Source organism: Actinoplanes sp. G11-F43, from assembly GCF_050589265.1.
In the GTDB taxonomy this organism is placed as follows: Bacteria; Actinomycetota; Actinomycetes; order Mycobacteriales; family Micromonosporaceae; genus Actinoplanes.
In genome coordinates, this window is sequence record NZ_JBNZCE010000017.1 from 292,487 (window position 1) to 311,904 (window position 19,418).

A 19,418-nucleotide genomic window follows, 5' to 3' on the forward strand; every position below is an offset into this window, starting at 1 on the left:
CGGGCAAAACCGTGGGGGAAGGGTCAGAACTCGAAGGGGTCGAGGTGGAGCTGGCTGTCCGGGACGTCGAGTTCCTTGAGGGTGTCGACGGCCGCGTTGACCAGTCCGGGCGGGCCGCACAGGTAGACGTCCCGCCGGTTCACGTCGGGCACCAGGCCGCGCAGGCCCTCGGGGGTGAACAGCCGGCGCGGGCCGGGATCGTTGCGGCCACCGACGATGTAGCGCACCCAGGCGTCCCGTTCCTCGGCCAGTTCCTCCAGCTCGGTGCGGAAGACCAGCTCGTCGGGGCGGCTCGCCCGGTAGATCACGATGGTGTCCGGCGGCATGTCCTCCAGCAGGGCCCGGATCGGGGCGATGCCGCTGCCGCCGGCGATCAGCAGGGCCCGGCGGCGGGTGCGCCGCTCGGCGGTGAAGGTCCCGAACGGGCCCTCGGCCCAGATCGGGGTGCCGGGGCGCATGGTGGCCAGTTTGCGGGTGTGGCCGCCGGCGATGGTGACGGTGAGCCGCAGCCACTGCGAGTTGGGGGCCGCCGACAGCGAGAACGGGTGCGACTGCCACCAGCCGTTGGCGGTCAGGAACCGCCAGCGCATGAACTGGCCGGCCTGCACCGGAAGCTTGTCCAGGCGCTTGCCCTCGATGTAGATCGAGAACGTGTTGGCGCCCTCACCGACCACCTCGGCCACGGTGAACCGGTGCCGGGAGTTGAGCCAGAGCGGTTCGACGACCCGGCCCCAGAACAGGGCGGCGATGGTGATGCAGCCGAGCGCCGGCCAGAACACCGAGGCGAACCGGCCGTTCATGTCGGCGCCGGCGGCGATCTGGTGGCCGTAGCCGAGCAGCAGGACGCCGTACGCGGTCAGGTGGATCAGGTGCCACAGCTCGTAGTTGAGCACGCTGCGGACGGCCCGGATCGAGATCAGCGAGATGAACACCAGCAGGCCGGTGGCGATCGTCGCACTGATCATCTCGGGGAACGTGGTGATCACGGTCCAGCCCTGCTCGACCACGCCGGTGCCGGCGGTGAGCGCGTAGCCGTAGACGATGAACACCACGTGCGCCAGTACGAAGGTCAGCAGTGAGGTGCCCAGCCAGCGGTGCCAGCGCAGCAGGTCGCGGGAGCCGACCCACTCCTCCAGCCAGGAGACCCGGCTCATCATCAGCAGCTGGACGAAGAGCAGGTAGCCGCCGATCAGCCCGGTGACCCGGCCGGCCGCGATCATCGCGGTGGCGGTGTTGCTGACCGCGCCGGGCTGGGTGTTGAACAGCCAGAGCGCGACGCTGGTGGCCAGGCCGGAGAAGAACAGCAGGATGGTGAAGAGCCGGTTGCCGCTGGTCGACTCGCCGGGCGGGCGCTCGTCCTGGATCGGGACGCCGGTGCCGGCCTTCCAGCCGCTGGCGTCGGTCATCGACACCTCGGCGAAGTCACCGCGGCGGTAGTTGTCCGGTGCGGCGTACGGCTGCCCGTACTGGGGCTGCGCGTACTGCTGCTGGCCGTACTGGGGCTGCGCGTACTGCGGCTGGCCGTAGCCCTGCCGCTGCGATTCCGGCCATGACGGCATGGACGGGTTGTCCCAGCTCGGTCGTCCCTCGCCCGGACGCCCCTCGGCCCGCAGCCCCGCGAAGTATCCGTCGTCGTCGGGAAGCTCGCGCTGATCCCGGAAGGCCGGAATAGTCAAGTCCTCACCTGCTCAGCAGTCGTCTCACGGCGCCTGCCACCCCATGCGGCCGACGTGACCGCCCCGTGCGCTCCGGGACTGTCATGTTCGAGTACGCGCGTCACGCCGAGTTGGCTCAACGAGTTCGGAAAATTCCCACGGGTTAGGTTCAGCGCATGTCTACGGAACATCCGGTCACCGTGATCGGCGTCGGGGCCGGTGGCTGGCCGGACCTGACCGGCGCCGCGCACGGTGCCCTGCTCGGGGCGGACGTGGTGCTCGGCGGCCCGCGTCAGCTGGATCTGCTGCCCGCCGAGGTGACCGCCCGCCGGGTGGCGTGGCCGTCGCCGCTGGTCCCGGCTCTGCCCGGCCTGATCGAGGCGGAGCGGGGACGGCGGTTGTGTGTGCTCGCCAGCGGTGACCCGATGTTCCACGGCATCGGCGCCACATTGACCCGGGTGATCGGCGCGGACCGGCTGCGGGTGCTGCCGCATCCGTCGTCGGTGTCGCTGGCCGCGGCCCGGCTGGGCTGGGATCTCGCCGCTGCCGACGTGGTGAGCTTGGTCACCGCACCGGTGGAGACCCTGCACCGGGTGATCAATCCCGGCCGCCGGATCCTGGCGCTGTCGGCCGGCGCGCACACCCCGGAGGCGGTCGCCGCGCTGCTGACCGCCCGGGGGTACGGGGCGGCCACACTGACCGTGCTGGAGCAGTTGGGCGGCCCCGCCGAGCGGCTGTCCACCGGCGCCGCGGGCGGCTGGGCGCTGCCGCCCGGCGACCCGCTGAACGTCGTCGCGATCGAGTGCGGCGACGGGCCGGAGCTGCCGGTGGTGCCCGGACTCGACGACGGCGTCTACGAGGGCGACGGTCAGCTCACCAAGCGGGAGGTCCGGGCGGTGACTCTGGCCGCGCTGGCCGCCGCGCCCGGCCGGCTGCTGTGGGACGTGGGCGCCGGCTCGGGCAGCATCGGCATCGAGTGGATGCGCGCCCACCCGTCCTGCCGGGCGATCGCCGTCGAGTCGTCGGCCGAGCGGGCCGCCACGGTGACCGCCAACGCGGCCCGGCTCGGTGTCCCCGGCCTGCGGGTGGTGCACGGCCGCGCCCCGGCGGCCCTGGACGGGCTGCCCCGGCCGGACACGGTCTTCATCGGCGGCGGTCTGACCCGCGACGGTGTGCTGGACGCCTGCCTGGCCGCGCTGCGCCCCGACGGGCGGCTGGTGGCCAACGCGGTGACCGTCGAGTCGGAGGCGGTGCTGGCCGCCGGCCACGCGAGACACGGCGGCGAGCTGACCCGGATCACCGTGCAGCGCGGCTCCCCGGTCGGCGGGTTCACCGGCTGGCGGCCGTTCATGCCGGTGACGATCTGGTCGGTGGTGCCGCGATGACCGTCCACTTCATCGGGGCCGGGCCCGGCGCGGCCGATCTGATCACCCTGCGCGGGCACCGGCTGATCGCCTCGTCGCCGGTCTGTCTCTACGCCGGCAGCCTGGTCCCGGCCGAACTGCTGGAGGCCTGCCCACCCGGGGCCCGCCGGATCGACACCGCCAGCCTGAACCTCGATCAGATCGTCGCCGAGATGACCGCCGCGCACGCCGCCGGGCAGGACGTGGCCCGGCTGCACTCCGGCGACCCGTCGGTGTTCAGCGCGGTCGCCGAGCAGATGCGGCGGCTGGACGCGGCCGGTGTGCCGTACGACGTGACCCCCGGTGTGCCCGCCTTCGCCGCGGCCGCCGCGTCGCTGGGGCGCGAGTTCACCGTCCCGGAGTTGGCGCAGACCGTCATCCTCACCCGGACCGCGGAACGCGCCACCGCCATGCCACCCGGCGAGGACCTGGCCACCCTCGGCGCCAGCCGGGCCACCATGGTGCTGCACCTGGCCGTGCAGCGGATCGGTGCGGTGGTCGCCGATCTGGTCGGCAACTACGGCGCGGACTGCCCGGTGGCGGTGGTGGCGCGGGCCTCCCGGCCGGACGAGCTGATCATTCGCGGAACGCTCGCGGACATCACGGCCAAGGTCGAGGAGGCGGGCGTACGGCGTACCGCGGTGATCGTGGTGGGCGCCGCCCTGACCGCCGGGCAGTTCCCGGACAGCCACCTCTACTCGACGGCGCGCTGCCGCCCATGAGGGTGCTGATCCTCGGCGGCACGGGTGAGGCGCGCCGGCTCGCCGGGTTGATCGCCGGGGAGTTCCCGGTGGTCAGCTCACTCGCCGGGCGGACCAGCACGCCCCTGCTGCCGGCCGGGCGGGTGCGGATCGGCGGGTTCGGCGGGGTGGCCGGGCTGGCCGGCTACCTGCGTGACACCGGGGTCCGGGCGGTGGTCGACGCCACCCATCCGTTCGCGGCGGTGATCAGCCGGAACGCGGCCGAGGCGTGCGCTGCGACGGGCGTACCGCTGCTGGTCCTGCGACGGCCCGGCTGGACCGCCGGGCCGGGCGACGAGTGGCACCGTGTGGCGTCCCTGCCCGAGGCCGCCGCGCTGCTGCCCCGGCTCGGCCGCCGGGTCTTCCTGACCACCGGCCGGCAGGGGCTGGCGGTGTTCGCCGGCGTCGACGGCTGCTGGTTTCTGTCCCGGTCGGTCGAGCCGCCGTCCGGTGCCGTGCCACGGAACCTGACGGTGCTGCTGGGCCGGGGGCCGTTCACCGTCGAGGGAGAACGCGAACTGATCGCCGGCCACCGGATCGACGTCCTCGTCACCAAGGACAGCGGAGGCTCCGCCGCGAAGCTCACCGCCGCCCGTGAGCTGGGCGTTCCGGTGCTGATGGTGAACCGTCCGGTGGTGCCCGGCACCCGTGTGGTGTCCACCCCGGAGGAGGCCGCGGCCTGGCTTCGTACCCCGGATGGCTGAAACACGACAGACCCGGGTGGCGTCCTGATGGGACGCTCGACACATGTCTGGCCGCGTCTCGTATGCCGAGCTGAACGCCGTCCGTGCGCTGGTGGCCGACAGCCTCGCCGATCTGGGCGCCGCCGGTGACTCCGGGCAGGTCTGGATCCGGTCCGCGTGGGCCAGGCTGTCCGCCCTGGACAGCGTCCTGACCGAGGTCGCCGGGGTGCTCGCCGCCCCGGTCCAGGTGCTCGCCGCGACCGTGGTGACGTTCCTGGTCGTGGTGCTGTCCGCGGCGCTCGCCTCGGCCGCCGGGCTGTCCGCCGCCGGGGTCCTCGGCACCGCCGGGCTGGCCGTGCTGGCCGTTCTCGGGGCGGCTCCGTGGGCCGGGCGCCGGGCCGCCGCGACGATCGGCCGGCGCCGCCTGGCCCGGGCCCCGGGCGCCCGGCCGGCGGTCGCCCGCACACCACCACCGGCGCCACTCCGGTTCACCGTCACCGGCCGCAAGGACGAGACCGGCACCCGTTCCGGCGGCGACCGGGAACTCCCGGACCGGCTGCTGCACGCCCGTGGCCGGCTGGTGTCGGTGGCGTTGCGCCGGGCCGGGGTCGACGACTGGACGGTGCCGGCGCTGCGCCGCGCCATCCGCACCGATCCGGTGATCCGGCGGCTGGCCCACGCCGACCAGCTGCTCTGCCAGGCGATCGACTGCGTCGAACGGCATCTCGGCGAGGACGTGTCATGAGGGGGCGGCTGCGGGTTCGGGAGGATCCGTTCTCCGGGGAGGCCCGGCCTCGGCTGGGCCGGATCGCGCGGGACCTCGACGACCTGGTCACCGACGCGCAGAGCCGGGACTGGTCGGCCGACCGGGCGGACCGGGTGGTGTTCGCCCGGCTGGGGCAGGCCCGGCACCAGGTCCGGATGGCGGCCGGGCGGCGCGGTGGGCTCCCGCCGATCGCCGATCCGGTGGCCGCCGCCGCGGGTGTCACCGCCGGGATCACGGTCGCCGGGACGCTGCTGCTGGTGGCCGGGGCGGCCGCGGTCCGGCCGGTGCCGCTGGCCGTGGTGGCGGTGCTGGGGTTGTGGGCCGGGCTGCTCACCAGGCTGCTGCTGCGGCGGTTGCGGCGGCGCTGGGACCGGCGGATTCCGGACCGGCCGGCGCCGATCGACGACCCGTACCGGTACGCGGCCTTCCGCCGCCGCATCGAGGCGTGCGCGGCGGTCGCGCGGGGACACCACTCCTACCGGCGCCGGGACGCCGCGATCGACCTGGAGTACGCCCTCGACTGGCTGTCCGCCGCCCAGAGCGAACTCCCCCGCCGCTGACCGGCGAGCCGGCCGAGGCCGGACCGTGTGCCGATTCACGGCTCGATGCGAGCCGTGAATCGGCACACGAACGGAGCCGCATCCGCCCGGCGGCCGCCGGGCGGTCCGGTGGCGCGGCGGCCTCGCGCGGACTCACGCGAGCGGTGGGATTCGGCGGGGAGGTGTGGAGCGTACCGGCGGATCAGATCTTGGCTTTGAAGGTGCTCCGGTAGCTCTGCGGTGTGGTGCTCAGCCGCTGGGTGAAGTGGTGCCGCAACGTCTGGGCGCTGCCGAAACCGGCGCGGGCGGCGATGGCGTCGATCCCCAGATCGGTCTCCTCCAGGAGCCGGCGGGCCAGCAGGACGCGCTGGCTGGTCAGCCAGTCGTGCGGGGTGGCGCCGGTCTCCGAACGGAACCGGCGGGCGAACGTGCGCGGGGCCATGTGCACCAGATCGGCCATGGTGTCGACGGTGTGCGGGTGGTCCAGGGTCTCCAGCACGTGGGTGAGCAGCGGCTGGATCGTCTCGCAGGACACCGACGTGTGGATCGGGGTCTCGATGAACTGGGCCTGGCCGCCGTCCCGGTGCGGTGGCACGACCATCCGGCGGGCGATCTGGGCGGCGACCGCGGACCCCTGCTCGGCGCGGATCAGGTGCAGGCCGCAGTCGATGGCGGCGGCGGTCCCGGCACTGGTCACGATGTTGTCGTCGACCACGTAGAGGACGCCGGGGTCGACCTTGGCACGCGGGTACTCGGTGGCCAGGCGGTCGGTGTGCCGCCAGTGGGTGGTGCACCGGCGGTCGTCGAGGAGCCCGGCCTGGCCGAGGGTGAACGCGCCGACGCAGACGCTCATCAGCCAGGCGCCGCGGGCGTGGGCGCGGCGCAGCACCTCGAGCACCTCGGGCGGGGATTCGCGGATGTCGTTGGGGGCGATCGCGATCAGGTCGGCGGTCTCGGCGAACGACAGGTCGTGGCCGGGGGTGATGTCGAACCCGGCGTGGCTGCGCACCGGCCGCCCGCCGACGCTGCACACCGCGAACTCGTAGCCGGGCAGGCCCTCGGGGGTGCGGTCGTAGCCGAACAGCTCGCAGAGCACGCCGAGCTCGAAGACGGCGACCTCCGGCATGGCGATCACGGCGACGCTTCGCAACATGCCGCCACCCTATCGGCAGGTTGGCAGTTTATTGAAGATGTATGGCATTCCTGCCACTGTTCCGGGGCGTGGAACGGGACCACGCTGGAGGGCATGGGAATCACACTTGTTGTCTTCTTCGCCCTGCTATTGGCCGCTTCGTTCGCCGGGTTCACCGCGGACAGTCACGACAGTGCCGACTGGAAGCCCAGCCGGGACGGGCGCCGGGCCGCGTGACGGCCCGGCACCCCCCACCACCGATCAGCGAGTGCCGGTGAGGACCGACACCGGCTGCGGCGCCACCACGGGCGGCAGCTTCTTACCGGGCGTGGCCGCCGACATGATCGACAGGTCGTCGCCCGGCTCCGGCTCCTCACCGGCCGACAACGGCTCGGTGAACGGCTGGTGGTCCGCCTTGCAGGTGGTGCCCTTCGCCGGAACCTTGCCGGTCAGCAGGTACCGGTCGATGGCACCGGTCGCGCAGGCACCCGTGCCGTACGCCGTGTGACCCCAGTTGTCGCTGGTCACCAGACGCGAGTTCGGCAGCAGCTCGCTGGACGACACGGCCGCGGCGTAGTTGGTCGCCGGGTCCCAGTAGTTGCCGACGATCAGGACCGGCGCGGCGGTCCGCTTGTTGAACGGTCCTCGGTACGCGTCCTCGTCCCGCACCGTCCACGTGCTGCTCGCGCACTGCACGCTCAGCCAGCCCCAGAGCCGGCCGAAGTACGGCGCCTGCAGGTCACGGAACGCGGTGTGACCGGGCCAGCTGGCGGCGTTCTTCGGGTGCCTGCCGTCGGTGCAGATGACCGCGCTCTGCGCCTCGAAGCCGTTGTCGTACGGGAAGTCGTAGCCGTTGCGCTGTCCGGCGTCGTACCGCTGGCGCAGCGCCACCTTCGCCGCCGACGCCTGCGCGCCACCGGCCTGCATCGCGGCCACCTCGGCGGTGAGCGCGGTGACCAGCTCACCGGCGTACGTGGTGTACATGTAACTCAGCACCGCACCGACGAAGTCCGCGTAGGTGAGGGTGAAGGTGCCCTCCTCGTCCTCGATGACCAGCGGCTCGGCCCGCAGTTTCGCGGCCACCGACTTGAAGTTCGCGATCGAGTTCCCGTCGAACGAGCAGTACTCCGCACCGGCCGCGTCGCAGCGCTTCAGGATCTCCCACAGCGCCTTGGTGGCGCCGTCGGCCGACTTCATCCGCGCGTCCAGGATCTTCGAGCCGCTGGATCCGGTGCCGGCCCACTGCCGCGGGTCGATGTTGCCGTCGACGGCGATCGCGCGGAACCGGTCCGGGAACAGGTTCGCGTAGTACTGCCCGAGCGCGGTGCCGTAGCTGAAGCCCAGGTAGGTCAGCTTCTTGTCGCCGACGGCACGCCGCATCAGCTCCATGTCGCGGGCCACCTCGGCGGTGGACATCGCCCCGGCCAGCTTCTTGCCGGTGGTCGAACAGCTCTTGCCGAACGACTTGGCGCCGCTGATGTAGCTCTTCTCCTGCTTCGCGCCGAGCGGGAACGCCACGTTCATCTTGTCGAGGACCGCGGTCTGTTCCTTGACCGACTTGAAGCACTTGATGTTCGCGCTGCTGCCGATGCCGCGCGGGTCGACGCCGACGACGTCGAACCTCTCCAGCACCGAGTCGCTGAGGAACAGCGGGGCGTCCAGCGCCATCATGGTGGCCGAACCGCCCGGGCCACCCGGGTTCACGAACAGGCTGCCGATCTTGGCCTTCTGGTTCGTCGCCTTGACCCGCAGCAGCGCGATCTCGGTCTTCGGGCCCTTCGGGTCGTCGTAGTCGAGCGGGACCTTCACCGTCGCGCACTCGGCGGTCTGGTAGCACTTGTACCAGCCCAGTTTCGGAGTGGGCAGCTTGTCCAGGCGGCGGCGCTCGGCCGCGCTGGTGGTCGCCGTCTTACCGGCCGCCTGGGCGGTGGCCGGCACCGCCACGGCACCCGTCACGGCCACCGCGGCACTCAGCATCCCGGCGGCGAAAAAGCGCGATCGTCGAAAAGGCATTCACTTCCCCCTTTGATCGAAGACGCTCGCATCGTAGGGGGGCGATGCCACGTCCGAGAGTATTTGGCACAGTGGACGAATGCTGAGCAACGTCGACCTGCCCGCTCCCGGACTCCTCTGGACCCGCTGGGCGACGCTGAGCGCCACACACGCCGCGCTCGGCAGATCCGGCACCTGGTCGATCGACGAACTCGGCGCCGGCCGCCAGGACGACGACGGCAGCTGGGCCCGGTTCGCGCTGCTCGACGGCCGCCGGGCGGTCCTCTGGGGGCACAGCCGGGAGGAGAGCGCCACCACCCGGTTCGATCCGGCGCTCGACCTGCTCACCGGCGCCCCCGACTGGCTGCCCTGGGACACCCTGTCCCCGCTGGCCGAACGCGACCGGCTGGGCTTCGTGATCTGGCACGAGAGCGGCCGCTGGTCCCGGGTCCGCTACCCGGACGGGCTGGCCGACGGGATGACCGAGATGGCCGGGCCGATGCTCACCGCGGAGAGCACCGTCACCGCGCTCAGCCGGTTCGGCCCCCGGCAGGCCGCCGAGCAACTGCTCGCCGCCGCGGTCCGGGCCGAGGTGACCGCCGCGCACCTCACCGACCTGCTCACCGAGATCCTCACCGACACCCCGCCGGACGTGACGGCGGCCCTGGACACCGCCCGCCGCGGCGGCCTGCTGCCCGGCAGCACCGCACCCCGGATCCCGGCCGGCCGCCGCCCGCCGATGCGCCGGGTCCGCCGCCTCAGCCAGGGCGAACACGATCGGCTGGTCTGGTCGGCGATGCAGGACTCGCCGGAGCTGTCCCGGCCCGCGCCACCCACCACCGCCGAACTCGACACCCTGGTCGGCTGGCTGCAGGATCGCGCCCCCCGCGGCGACGGGCGGTGCTCGCTGCTCGCCTACGCGGACGCCACCAGCTTCAGCTCGCAGCCCGGCGACCATCCGCCCGCCGACCGGCCCGAGGAGGAGCGGTACGCGGCGTTCCGCCGGCTCACCGAGCTGGTCCGGGCGTTGCGGCGGGCCGAATCCGATCCGCGGTACGGCCGGTGGCTCTTCCTGCGGGTGGAGACCAGCGCCACCGGGGTCAACGTGGAACGCCGCTACGACTCCTGGCCCACCTGGTGGCACGACGACGGGGTGTCCGGGCCGTGGCGCACCAACCTGCAGGAGGAGATGGACGGCCGGCTGCCGCCGTACCGCCCCTCCTGGGTGACACTGCTCGACCCGTCGGTGGCGTACCGCCCGCTGTGAGGCCTCAGCGGGCCTTCCCGGCCCGCAGCGACTCCAGGGACCTAGCCAGCCGCCGGGCCCGGGTCTCGGCGGTCTTCGCCGACGTCAGCTGCTCGGTGTGCCAGCGCTGGTTGCTGAACGAGACGGTCTCCCAGAACGCCTTCACGTCCGGCTCACCCGCCAGCGCCTCAGCAAGATCTTCCGGCACTTCGACGGTACGGGGCACCTCGTCCAGCGTGATCGTCAGGTCGTAGACGCGCCCACCCTCGAGGTTGCCGGCCGCCCGCCGCTCGGCACTGACCCCGAGCCAGTACGCCCCACCCATCTTCGCGATCGACGACCGGAACTCGAACTCCCCCACGGTGACGACGACTTTGGGCCGCCCACCCCCACCGAGCCCGGCCACCAGCTCATCAGGGATCTGAAACCCGGTGGTGGTCCCCCCGGTCCGCTGCAACTCACCCCGGAACTCCATGCCCGGAACGATAACCAACCGGGGGGACACAAATCAGGCGGTCACGAGGTCGAGTCCGTGGTGGGCCCGGAAGTCGTCGAAATCCTTGATTTCACGGTGACCACCGGCAGGTCGTGGGCCAGACCGCACGGCCCGGTCCACATGCCGTTGCCCGCTCTCGGCCGGCCACGGCGCTCGGAGGACGCCGCGAACCGGCCGCACATGCGAGCTACCTGGTTCCACCGTGACCTACGGCTTGCGGCGCTTCCGCACTTCGGCTCGCCGTCGCTCGTAACCGACGACCTTGCCGGAGGTGAGCCAGTAGACGCCGGGGGTACGGGCGACCGCCAGCGTGCAGATCTCCCCGAGGTTCGTCGACACGAGGCTGATGATCTGGTCTCTGGTCGCCGTGCCCGGCAGCATGAACATGTGCACCTTGGCGGCCAGGTACGCCTCCAGTTCGACCGGCCGGTCGAGGATGTGCTGGTCGCGACCGAAGACCACCCATCCGCTGCTGCCGATGACGGGCAACCAGTCCGAGTCCTCCAGGGTCCGGCTCAACCGCTCACGGCCGAAGACGGACGATGGGGTGTGGACCACGTAGCCGAGTTCTTCGAGGAAGCGCCTCAGCGAGCGCCCGGCCATGTTCTCGTCGATGTAGAAGTCAGGCGGCGCGGCCCAGGAGGATGCGGGCGGCGGTGCCGACATCGCTGACGGAGAGCCCGAACTCCTCCGCGACGGTGTCAGTATCTTCACCTGCTCTCAGCATTCCGGCGACGTCGGCGACCCGCGTACCGGTTCCGGCAAAGATCGGCTGCCCGAATGATCGCCGGAGATCGACCACCACCTTCGAGGGGCCCCAGTTCCGGAGCGTCACCTGGTTCGGTACGCCGGACGAGTCCCAGCCGATGTAGCTCATCTGGTCCTGAACGATGCCGCGCAGGACGTGCTGCCCGTTGTGCCCCGCGATCAGGCCCTCACCGGCGGGGCTGCGCGCGAAGTCCCAGAGGACGTCGATGCCGTCGGTGGCGAGTTCCTTGGCGGTCAAAACGTACTCGGTTCCGAACTCCTGCTGCAGCCGCTGGAGCGCGGGCCGGATCTTCCGGGGCCGCACACCGGCGTCCCGCAGCACGTCCAGGACGTGGCCCTCCGCGAGTGCGATGAGACTCACCGGCAGGCGCGAGTGGCTGGGGTCGGCGAGGTGCAGGAGGGGTTTCCCGTGGTCGTACCCGCGCGCCCAGCGGTGGAAGGTCTGCTGCGGAATCCGCAGGTAGCGGCCCGCGTCGGCGAGGTTCAGCAGCCCTTCGGTGAATCGAGCGTCGCCGTTCATGGGTGCCTCCCCGCCGGGCCGGATCGCCGGCTATCGGCTATCACTATGCACTATCGGACCCTGTCCGTTTGTCATGGGACCAGTGTTACCGAGCATCTGGTCCCGTATCAAGTTGGCCGCCCTCTTCAGAGCATCTTTCACTCTCTGGGATTTTCGAAACGGGAGCGGTTCAGGAAGGTCAATCTCGCCTGTTTGTGGCCCAGGTCGATGATCGGGCCCAGGGTGAAGCCCTCGCGTTGCAGGCGGGTGATCATGCGATCGTTGCGGATGTCCGGTTCGGCGATGAGGCGGGTTCGGGACGGGTCCTGGAACAGGTGGCGCAGTAGGGCCGGGAAGACCGCGCTCGTCACGTGCGGCAGCGGCTTGTCGCCGGCGTCCAGGAGCAGGTGCAGGCCGAAGTCGCCGGGCTGGACGTCGTAGCACTCGCCCACCGGGTCCTCGGCCGGCTGGTAGGTCTGGAAGATGCCGATCGGGTGGTCGTCGAGCAGCAGCAGGTAGGCGTGGTGGCTGTCCAGGCTGTCGACGAAGGCGTAGATCTCGGACACCTTCTCGACGCTGTGCCCGGTCATGCCCCAGAAGCGGTTGCGGTCCTTCACCACCCAGGAGTGGACCAGTGCGGCGTGGGCGGACGGATCCAGCGGAATCATGATGAGTTCGCCGAGGCCGGGCAGTTTCTCCGAGAAGACGATCACAGATTCCTCCGGTAGCGAGTCCCAGTCGGTGACCAGTGGGACGAGGGAGCCCGACGTCCAGAGTGGCAGCTGGTCCAGGAAGTGCGGGGACGCCGGGTCGTCGGTGGCGCCGAACGGCACCACCCACCGGCTGCGGGTGCGGTCGGCCACGTCCCAGACGTAGCGGGCCACCGGCCCCCGCCAGCACAGGTCGCTGACCCCGGGCACGCTGGCGGTGTTGAGCACGCAGTCGCCGGAGCCGCCGAGTTCCACATTGGGGACGAGCGCGTCCAGGCCGGGCAGCTGGATCGGGTGGAGCAGGTGCCGGGCACCCCACGGGCCGGCGTCGACCGTGTCCGGGTCGGCCAGTGCCGACGGGTCGAGGCCGAGGCCGTCGAGCACCCCGTCGAGGGCGATGCCGATCCGGGCCCGCGGGTCGGTCCACGGCGCGAACAGCGGGTCGTGCCCGCTCGGCGTGAACAGCGGCCGCAGGGCCGGCAGGTCGCAGAGCGCCCGGGCCACCGCGGCCCGCCAGGCCATCCGCTGGCCGGCCGGTTCGGAGCCGGCGGGCAGGTCGGTGTCCATGTGGATCGACTCGTGCGGGGTCCCGGCCGCCAGCAGGGTGCGGATCCGGCGGGCCCGGCCGGGCGGGGCGAAGTCGACGCCGTACGGCGCGGTGTCGGGCCGGCGGTCGTTGGCGTTGACCGCCGACTCGACCTCGGCGTGGAACATCGGCGCCCAGCCGGGTTTCCACTGGTGGCGGGGCTCCCACGCGGGCACCGGGACGAGCCGGTTGCGGTCGTCGCGTTGCGGCACCCGGCCGGCGGTGAGCTGCCGGGTGCGGCCGGTGGAGTCGGTGGTGAGGACGCTGTTGACCGGTTCCACCCAGCGGCTGAGGGCGTCGGCCACGTCGTCCACGGTCCGCGCGTGCAGCAGCGGCAGCAGGGCGTCAAACCCGAGATCAAAATCGGACCGCGCCGGTGTACGGAGACTGAGGGTCCCGTCGATGATCGGGCCGCGGGCGGTCTCGATGACGTCGACGGTGACCGTTGCGGCGTCGCGTACCGCAATCGTCTCCTGATGGGTGACCACCGGCTCCCAGCCGGCCGGGCCGCGCGCCTGGAGCCCGGCCGGACCGGCCCGCAGTTCCTCGATGTAGAGGTCCTGGTAGTCGGCCATCGCGTTGGTGATGGCCCAGGCCACCGGCCCGGCGTGGCCGAAGTGCTGCACCCCGGGGACGCCGGGGAAGGTCAGCCCGGCCACGTCGAAGGACGGGCCGGCGAGGCGGATCTGCTGGTAGACGCCGGGGAGTTCGAGCAGCCGGTGCGGGTCGCCGGCGATCTGGCCGCCGATGGTCCACGCGTTGCTGCCGGAGCCGCCGGGTCCCTCGATCGCGAACCAGGACAGGGCGTGCGGGCCGAGGGTGCGTTCGACGTGTGCGCGCCACAGTTTGTTGCCGAACGTCCCGAACAGGATGTGCTGCACGAGGAAGACGCCGTAGGACGACCACGGATGCCACTCGATGCCGCCGGAGCGGACGCCGGCCGCGTAGGCGTCGACCCAACCCCGCGTCAATATGTCCGACTTCTCGTAACATCGCCGTGCGGTGTCGTCCAACCTGACCTTACGAGCGAACCGGTCCCAGTCCAGCTCGGCGGCCCCGGCCACCTCGGCCAGCCGACCCTCGGAGCGGCGCTTCTCCACCGAGATCTGACGACCCCGATCAATAGCGGTCACCCGCCCCTGCAGCCAGGCCAGGTCGAGGACCGAGCCGGCCCGCAGGTGCGGGATCCCGTACGCGTCGCGATGGATCTTTCTCATGAAGCGATCGGGTTCTCCAGCTCGCCCGCGAAGATCAGCGAACTGGCCTGATCGGTGATGTCCACCATCTGGAGGGTGTTGCGCAGCTGGAGCCGGTTCAGGCAGGAGTGCTTGAAGGTGGGCCGCAGCAGGTCGAGCCGCCCGGTCAGGTGCGGGTGGTCCTTGGCGTGCTCGCGCACGCAGTCGCCGGTGAGCGCCCAGAACTCGGCCGCACCCAGCGTCCCGTCGGCGTCGAGGATCCCGGCGAGGTGCCGCAGGAAGCCGTCGAAGACGTCGGTGTGGATCGCCAGTTCCTTGATCTCGTCGGAGACGTCGACCCGGATCCGCTCGACCTCGGGCGGCAGCGGCTGGTCGTTCATCACCGCCACCTCCTCGCCGATGTCCTTCATGAACACCCGCGTGGGTACGTGGTTCGACAGCACCAGGATCAGGTTCTCGCCGTGCGGCATGAACGCCAGATCGTGCGCCAGCAGGCAGTGCACGATCGGGCGCAGGTAGGCGCGCAGGTAGCTCGCCACCCAGGTGGCCGGCTCCACTCCGGACGCGCCGATCAGTGCGCTGACCAGTGAGTTCCCGTCCCGGTCCCGGTGCAGCAGGCTGGCCATGGTGGCGACCCGCTCCCCGTCGGCCAGGCGCGGCACCGGGCTCTCCCGCCACAGGGCGGCGAGCATCTTGGTGTACGCCGAGGGCGTGCCGGTCCGGTGGTAGGCGTCGCCGGTGTACCCGGCCGACGCCAGCTCGCGCAGCACCCCGAACCCGCGGGCGCGCAGTTCCTCGTCGCCCTCGACGACCGACGCCACCCAGGCGTTGATCGGCGGGGTGACCCGCATGTACTTCGGCGACAGCCCGCGCATGAAGCCCATGTTCTGCACGGCGATCGCGGTCTTCACGTAGTGCCGTTCCGGCCGGTCCAGGTTGAAGAACGTCCGGATCGACTGCTGTGCCTGATAACGATCGGTCCCGGCGTCGAGTGGGACGATCGCCCGGCGGGCCACGTCGGGGGCGAACGTGACGGTGACCTTGTGCTCCCACTGCCACGGGTGCACCGGCAGGTAGCGGTACTCCGCCGGGTCCAGCCCGTGTCCGCGCAGCTGCTGCTCGAAGTGGGCGAGCTGTTCCGGGCCGAGCTCCGACTCGTAATGCGCGCGCTCGTCCCCGTCGTACACGAAGATGCTCTCGGCCTTGCGGATCGCCACCCACCGCAAGCGGACCGGCCGCCCGGCCTCCGGCACGTAGGCCTCGTGGTCGCGGAGTCCGTATCCGATTCGCCCGTTGTTGGCCACGAACCCCGGGTGCCCCTCGGTCATCGCCGCCTCGATGGTCTGGAAGCTCGCGTGCACCAGGTCCTCGGCGGTCTCCCGGCGGTGCGCGTATTTCCAGGCGGTGCCGGCCAGGGTCGCCGAGATCTCCTCCAGGTACGTGCCGAGCAGCTTCTCCGGGATGCCGAGGGTGTCGCGCAGGCCGGCGATGAAGTCGAGCGCGTCGAGCGGCCCGTCCAGCGAGTCCGGGTCGATCACCCAGTGTTCGAGCGGGTAACGCTTGGCGGTGAAGGTGTTCGCGCCGAAGCGATAACCGTCTCCTTCCGGTACGGGGGTGATCAGGCGCTCGTGGCTGAACTCGGCGATGGCCTTGGCGATCAGGCGACGGTGCGCGAACTCGATGGCCTCCGGCCGCAGGTGCGGGACGCTCATCTCATAGGCGGTCCGGGTGCAGAAGCTGAGCCGCCCGGTCTTGCCGTGCAGCGGCACGTCCCGGTCGACGACGAAGCCGACCTCGGCGTTCTTGCGGTGGATCGCCTCGTTGCGGATGTCCGGCTCGACCACCACCCGTTCGATCCGGGAGTCGGCGAAGCAGTGGTCCATCACCGCGCGCATCACCGCGGAGGTGACCCCGGAGCGTTTCCGGGTCGGCGGGGCGACAAGCACGTGCATGCCGATGTCACCGGGGCGGACGTCGTAGTGCGGCGCGAGTTCGCTGTGTGCCGGGTCGTAGGTCTCGGCGAGGAACAGCGGGGTGCCGTCGTCGTCCAGGCCGAGCCACACGTCGTAGTGCGGGTTGTCCAGGAAGCCCTGGTACTCCTCGCGCACCCGCTCGACGGTGGCGCCCTGGAGTCCCCAGTAGTGCGCCCGGGGATGGATCACCCATTCGTGGAGCAGGGCGAGATCACGAGCGAGATCCAGCGGTACGAGTCTCATCGCCTCACCAACTGACGGGGGATGTCGGCCTTGGGCGCGCCGAACTGCTGGAACGCGATCGACTCCTCGATCGGGTAGATCTCCCGGCCGGTGATCGCCTTGAGGATCACGCTGTTGCGGTACGGTCCCATGCCCAGATCGGGATCGGTCACGCTGTGGGTGTGCTCGGCCGCGTTCTGCACGAAGATCTCGTCACCGGCCTTGTCCACCGCGTAGTCCACGGTCACGTCGAACCGGCCGCGCGGATCCCAGTTGATCCGGTCCCGCACCGGGTCCAGGAAGGACGGCACCCGTGGGGCGTACCCGGTGGCCAGGATCAGGCCCTGGGTGCCGGCGGTGAACGAGTCGCCCTGCTCCTGGTGCTCCAGGGCCAGGGTCCAGCGCTCGCCGTCCCAGATCACGCCCTCCAGCGCGGTGCTGCTGAGCAGGGTGGTCGGCACCGGGCCGGCCAGGCTCTTGGCGTAGAGCGTCTCGTAGATGGCGTCGACCAGATCACCGCTGATGCCCTTGTAGAGATTGCGCTGCTCACGGCCGAGCCGGTCCCGCACCTCCATGGGCAGGGCCTGGTGGTAGCGGATGTAGTCCGGAGAGGTCATCTCCAGGGTCAGCTTGGTGTACTCCATCGGGAAGTACCGTGGCGACCGGGTGATCCAGCTCAGGTGGTAGCCGTACGTCTCGATGTCGTTGAGCAGGTCGAGATAGATCTCGGCGGCGCTCTGCCCACTGCCGACGATGGTGATCGACTCCAGGCTCTGGAGCCTCGCCTTGTTCGGCAGGTAGTCGGCGCTGTGCACGTACGGCCCCTGGTCCACCACCGCCGGGACGCGCGGCGCGGTGCCGATGCCCAGCACCAGCCGCCGGGCCCGGTAGGTCTCGCCACCGGTGTGCACCAGGTACGCCTCACCGTCGTGGGTGACCGTTTCGACGCGGGTGTTCCAGTGGATCGACGGCAGCTGCCGGGCCACCCACTTGCAGTATTCGTTGTACTCGGCCCGCAGCGGGAAGAAGCTCTCCCGGATGTAGAACGGGTACAGCCGGCCGACCTGCTTGAGGTAGTTCAGGAAGGAGAACCGGCTGGTCGGGTCGGCCATGGTGACCAGGTCGGCGAGGAACGGGACCTGGATGGTGACACCGTCCAGCATCAGCCCCGGGTGCCAGTCGAACTCGGCCCGCTGCTCCAGGAAGACACCGTCCACGTCGGGCAGGTCCTCGGTGAGCGCGGCCAGGCCCAGGTTGAACGGGCCGGCCCCGATCGCCACGAAGTCGTACGTGTGGGTCATGCCATCACCGCCGTGGCCTCGTCGCGTTCCCCGGTCATCTCGCGCCCGATCCCCCGGATCAGGTCCAGCACGTCGCGCAGGTTGTCCATCGTGGTGTTCGGGTTGAGCAGGGTGAACTTCAGCCAGTAGTGGCCGCCCATCCGGGTGCCGGCCACGATCGCCCGCCCGCCGTAGAAGAGCCGCTGCCGCAGCAGGGGCATCAGCTCGTCGCACTCGGCGACGGTCAGCCGCTCCGGCCGGTACCGGAACAGCACGGTGCTCAGGGTCGGCTCGGCCAGCGCCTCGAAGTCCGGATCGGCCTGGATCAGGCCGTGCACGTCGTGCGCCCGGTCGATCACCGCGTCGAACATCTCGCCGATCTGGTCGGAGCCCATCGTCCGCAGGGTCATCCACAGTTTCAGCGCGTCGAACCGGCGGGTGGTCTGCAGGCTCTTGTCGACCTGGTTGGGCAGGGCCGCGGCCCGCGGGTTCAGATAGTCGGCGTGCACCGCGATCCGGCGCATCGTCTCGCCCCGGCGCACCACGACGGCGCTGGAACTGACCGGCTGGAAGTAGCTCTTGTGGAAGTCCACGGTCACCGAGTCGGCGCGTTCGATGCCGTCCAGCAGGTGCCGGCGGCGGGGCGAGACGAGCAGGCCGCAGCCGTACGCGGCGTCGACGTGGAACCAGACGCCCCGCTTCTCGCAGACCGTGGCGATCTCGGCGACCGGGTCGATCCGGCCCAGGTCGGTGGTGCCGGCGGTGGCGACCACCGCCATCGGGATGCCGCCCTCGCGCAACTCGTCGTCGATCGCGACGATCAGGGCGGCGATGTTCATCCGGCCGCTGTCGTCGGTGGGGACGCCGACCACCGCGTCCGGGGCCAGGCCCAGGATGCCCGCCGACTTGCTGACGCTGAAGTGGCTCTCGGTGGTGGCGAAGATCCGTAGTCTCGGCAGACTGGTGGCCCGGTCCCGGCCGTCCAGGGCCTCCTCCCGGGCCAGCAGCAGGCTCTGGAGGTTGGACTGGGTGCCGCCGCTGGTGAAGATGCCGTCGGCGCCGGGCCCGAAACCGATCCGGCCGGCCGTCCAGTCGATCAGGCGGCGCTCGATGAGGGTGCCCGCGGTGCTCTGGTCCCAGGTGTCCACCGACGAGTTCACCGCGGAGATCAGCACTTCGGCGCTGAGCGCGGGGATCGCGACCGGGCAGTTCAGGTGGGCGACGTAGGTGGGCTCGTGGAACCAGACGGCGTTGTCCAGGTAGAGCCGGGCGACTTCGTGCAGTGCCGCTCCGGTGTCACCCAGCGGCCGGTCGAGGTCGACGGCGTCGACCTGTTCCTGCAGCTCGGGGACGGTGGCGCCGGAGTACGGCTGCCGCACTGCCTTCACCCGGTCAGCAAGCAGTGCCGACGCGTGCCAGACGCCGGACGTATAGACGTCCAGCGTCGACCCGGAAAACAGATGCGGGGAATCGGACCGCTCCAACGGGGGCCTCCAATAAGGTAAACCTTACCTAACCTTAGGGGAGGCTAA

At 71.2% G+C, this 19,418-nt stretch carries 17 protein-coding genes; 7 read left to right on the plus strand and 10 right to left on the minus strand.

What is annotated here, in order from left to right; genetic code table 11:
* Nucleotides 1-23: 23 nt before the first annotated feature.
* Complete coding sequence (locus tag ACQ0O7_RS20130; RefSeq protein ID WP_430783668.1) at nucleotides 24-1,676, minus strand: ferric reductase-like transmembrane domain-containing protein; 1,653 nt, start codon at nucleotides 1,674-1,676, stop codon at nucleotides 24-26.
* A 155-nt stretch (nucleotides 1,677-1,831) separates the two neighbouring features.
* Between ACQ0O7_RS20130 and cbiE the strand changes: the two genes are divergently transcribed.
* Genes cbiE through ACQ0O7_RS20155 form a run of 5 tightly spaced genes read left to right on the plus strand, consistent with a single transcriptional unit; the run spans nucleotide 1,832 to nucleotide 5,807 of the window.
* The gene (cbiE, locus tag ACQ0O7_RS20135; RefSeq protein ID WP_430783669.1) at nucleotides 1,832-3,040 is read left to right on the plus strand and encodes a precorrin-6y C5,15-methyltransferase (decarboxylating) subunit CbiE; all 1,209 of its coding nucleotides are present in this window, start codon (nucleotides 1,832-1,834) and stop codon (nucleotides 3,038-3,040) included.
* Nucleotides 3,037-3,780, plus strand: coding sequence for a precorrin-4 C(11)-methyltransferase (gene cobM, locus ACQ0O7_RS20140; protein ID WP_430783670.1), 744 nt, complete (start codon nucleotides 3,037-3,039; stop codon nucleotides 3,778-3,780). The genes cbiE and cobM overlap by 4 nt, the downstream gene beginning before the upstream one ends.
* Nucleotides 3,777-4,502, plus strand: a complete 726-nt coding sequence (locus tag ACQ0O7_RS20145; protein WP_430783671.1) for a cobalt-precorrin-6A reductase — start codon at nucleotides 3,777-3,779, stop codon at nucleotides 4,500-4,502. The genes cobM and ACQ0O7_RS20145 overlap by 4 nt, the downstream gene beginning before the upstream one ends.
* A gap of 43 nt (nucleotides 4,503-4,545) precedes the next feature.
* The gene (locus ACQ0O7_RS20150; RefSeq protein ID WP_430783672.1) at nucleotides 4,546-5,226 is read left to right on the plus strand and encodes a hypothetical protein; all 681 of its coding nucleotides are present in this window, start codon (nucleotides 4,546-4,548) and stop codon (nucleotides 5,224-5,226) included.
* Nucleotides 5,223-5,807: a hypothetical protein gene (locus ACQ0O7_RS20155; protein ID WP_430783673.1), complete on the plus strand. Its 585-nt coding sequence runs from the start codon at nucleotides 5,223-5,225 to the stop codon at nucleotides 5,805-5,807. The genes ACQ0O7_RS20150 and ACQ0O7_RS20155 overlap by 4 nt, the downstream gene beginning before the upstream one ends.
* A gap of 181 nt (nucleotides 5,808-5,988) precedes the next feature.
* Here the strand turns inward: ACQ0O7_RS20155 and ACQ0O7_RS20160 are convergent, their stop codons facing one another.
* Nucleotides 5,989-6,939: a GlxA family transcriptional regulator gene (locus ACQ0O7_RS20160; protein WP_430783674.1), complete on the minus strand. Its 951-nt coding sequence runs from the start codon at nucleotides 6,937-6,939 to the stop codon at nucleotides 5,989-5,991.
* A 93-nt stretch (nucleotides 6,940-7,032) separates the two neighbouring features.
* On the opposite strand from ACQ0O7_RS20160, the gene ACQ0O7_RS20165 reads away from it, so the two are divergent.
* Entirely contained in the window at nucleotides 7,033-7,155 is a 123-nt protein-coding gene (locus ACQ0O7_RS20165; RefSeq protein ID WP_430783675.1) for a hypothetical protein, read from the plus strand.
* Between the two features lie 24 nt (nucleotides 7,156-7,179).
* Here ACQ0O7_RS20165 and ACQ0O7_RS20170 read toward each other — a convergent pair whose 3' ends face one another.
* Nucleotides 7,180-8,931: an alpha/beta hydrolase gene (locus tag ACQ0O7_RS20170; RefSeq protein WP_430783676.1), complete on the minus strand. Its 1,752-nt coding sequence runs from the start codon at nucleotides 8,929-8,931 to the stop codon at nucleotides 7,180-7,182.
* A 79-nt stretch (nucleotides 8,932-9,010) separates the two neighbouring features.
* Between ACQ0O7_RS20170 and ACQ0O7_RS20175 the strand changes: the two genes are divergently transcribed.
* The gene (locus ACQ0O7_RS20175) at nucleotides 9,011-10,177 is read left to right on the plus strand and encodes a hypothetical protein (protein WP_430783677.1); all 1,167 of its coding nucleotides are present in this window, start codon (nucleotides 9,011-9,013) and stop codon (nucleotides 10,175-10,177) included.
* Between the two features lie 4 nt (nucleotides 10,178-10,181).
* On the opposite strand, the gene ACQ0O7_RS20180 is transcribed toward ACQ0O7_RS20175, so the two are convergent.
* The 7 genes from ACQ0O7_RS20180 to ACQ0O7_RS20210 form a co-directional block, all read right to left on the minus strand.
* Entirely contained in the window at nucleotides 10,182-10,631 is a 450-nt protein-coding gene (locus ACQ0O7_RS20180) for a YdeI/OmpD-associated family protein (RefSeq protein WP_430783678.1), read from the minus strand.
* Between the two features lie 228 nt (nucleotides 10,632-10,859).
* The gene (locus ACQ0O7_RS20185; protein ID WP_430783679.1) at nucleotides 10,860-11,318 is read right to left on the minus strand and encodes a hypothetical protein; all 459 of its coding nucleotides are present in this window, start codon (nucleotides 11,316-11,318) and stop codon (nucleotides 10,860-10,862) included.
* A complete protein-coding gene (locus tag ACQ0O7_RS20190; RefSeq protein ID WP_430783681.1) occupies nucleotides 11,275-11,940 on the minus strand; it encodes a DUF433 domain-containing protein in 666 nt (221 codons plus the stop codon). The genes ACQ0O7_RS20185 and ACQ0O7_RS20190 overlap by 44 nt, the downstream gene beginning before the upstream one ends.
* A gap of 137 nt (nucleotides 11,941-12,077) precedes the next feature.
* Nucleotides 12,078-14,432, minus strand: coding sequence for a GNAT family N-acetyltransferase (locus ACQ0O7_RS20195; RefSeq protein ID WP_430783682.1), 2,355 nt, complete (start codon nucleotides 14,430-14,432; stop codon nucleotides 12,078-12,080).
* On the minus strand, nucleotides 14,429-16,627 hold the full coding sequence (locus ACQ0O7_RS20200) for a GNAT family N-acetyltransferase (protein ID WP_430783683.1): 2,199 nt from the start codon (nucleotides 16,625-16,627) through the stop codon (nucleotides 14,429-14,431). Before ACQ0O7_RS20200 ends, ACQ0O7_RS20195 begins: the two co-directional genes overlap by 4 nt.
* Nucleotides 16,624-17,907, minus strand: a complete 1,284-nt coding sequence (locus tag ACQ0O7_RS20205) for a lysine N(6)-hydroxylase/L-ornithine N(5)-oxygenase family protein (protein ID WP_430783684.1) — start codon at nucleotides 17,905-17,907, stop codon at nucleotides 16,624-16,626. The genes ACQ0O7_RS20200 and ACQ0O7_RS20205 overlap by 4 nt, the downstream gene beginning before the upstream one ends.
* Nucleotides 17,904-19,370: a pyridoxal phosphate-dependent decarboxylase family protein gene (locus tag ACQ0O7_RS20210; RefSeq protein ID WP_430783685.1), complete on the minus strand. Its 1,467-nt coding sequence runs from the start codon at nucleotides 19,368-19,370 to the stop codon at nucleotides 17,904-17,906. The genes ACQ0O7_RS20205 and ACQ0O7_RS20210 overlap by 4 nt, the downstream gene beginning before the upstream one ends.
* Between the last annotated feature and the right edge of the window lie 48 nt (nucleotides 19,371-19,418).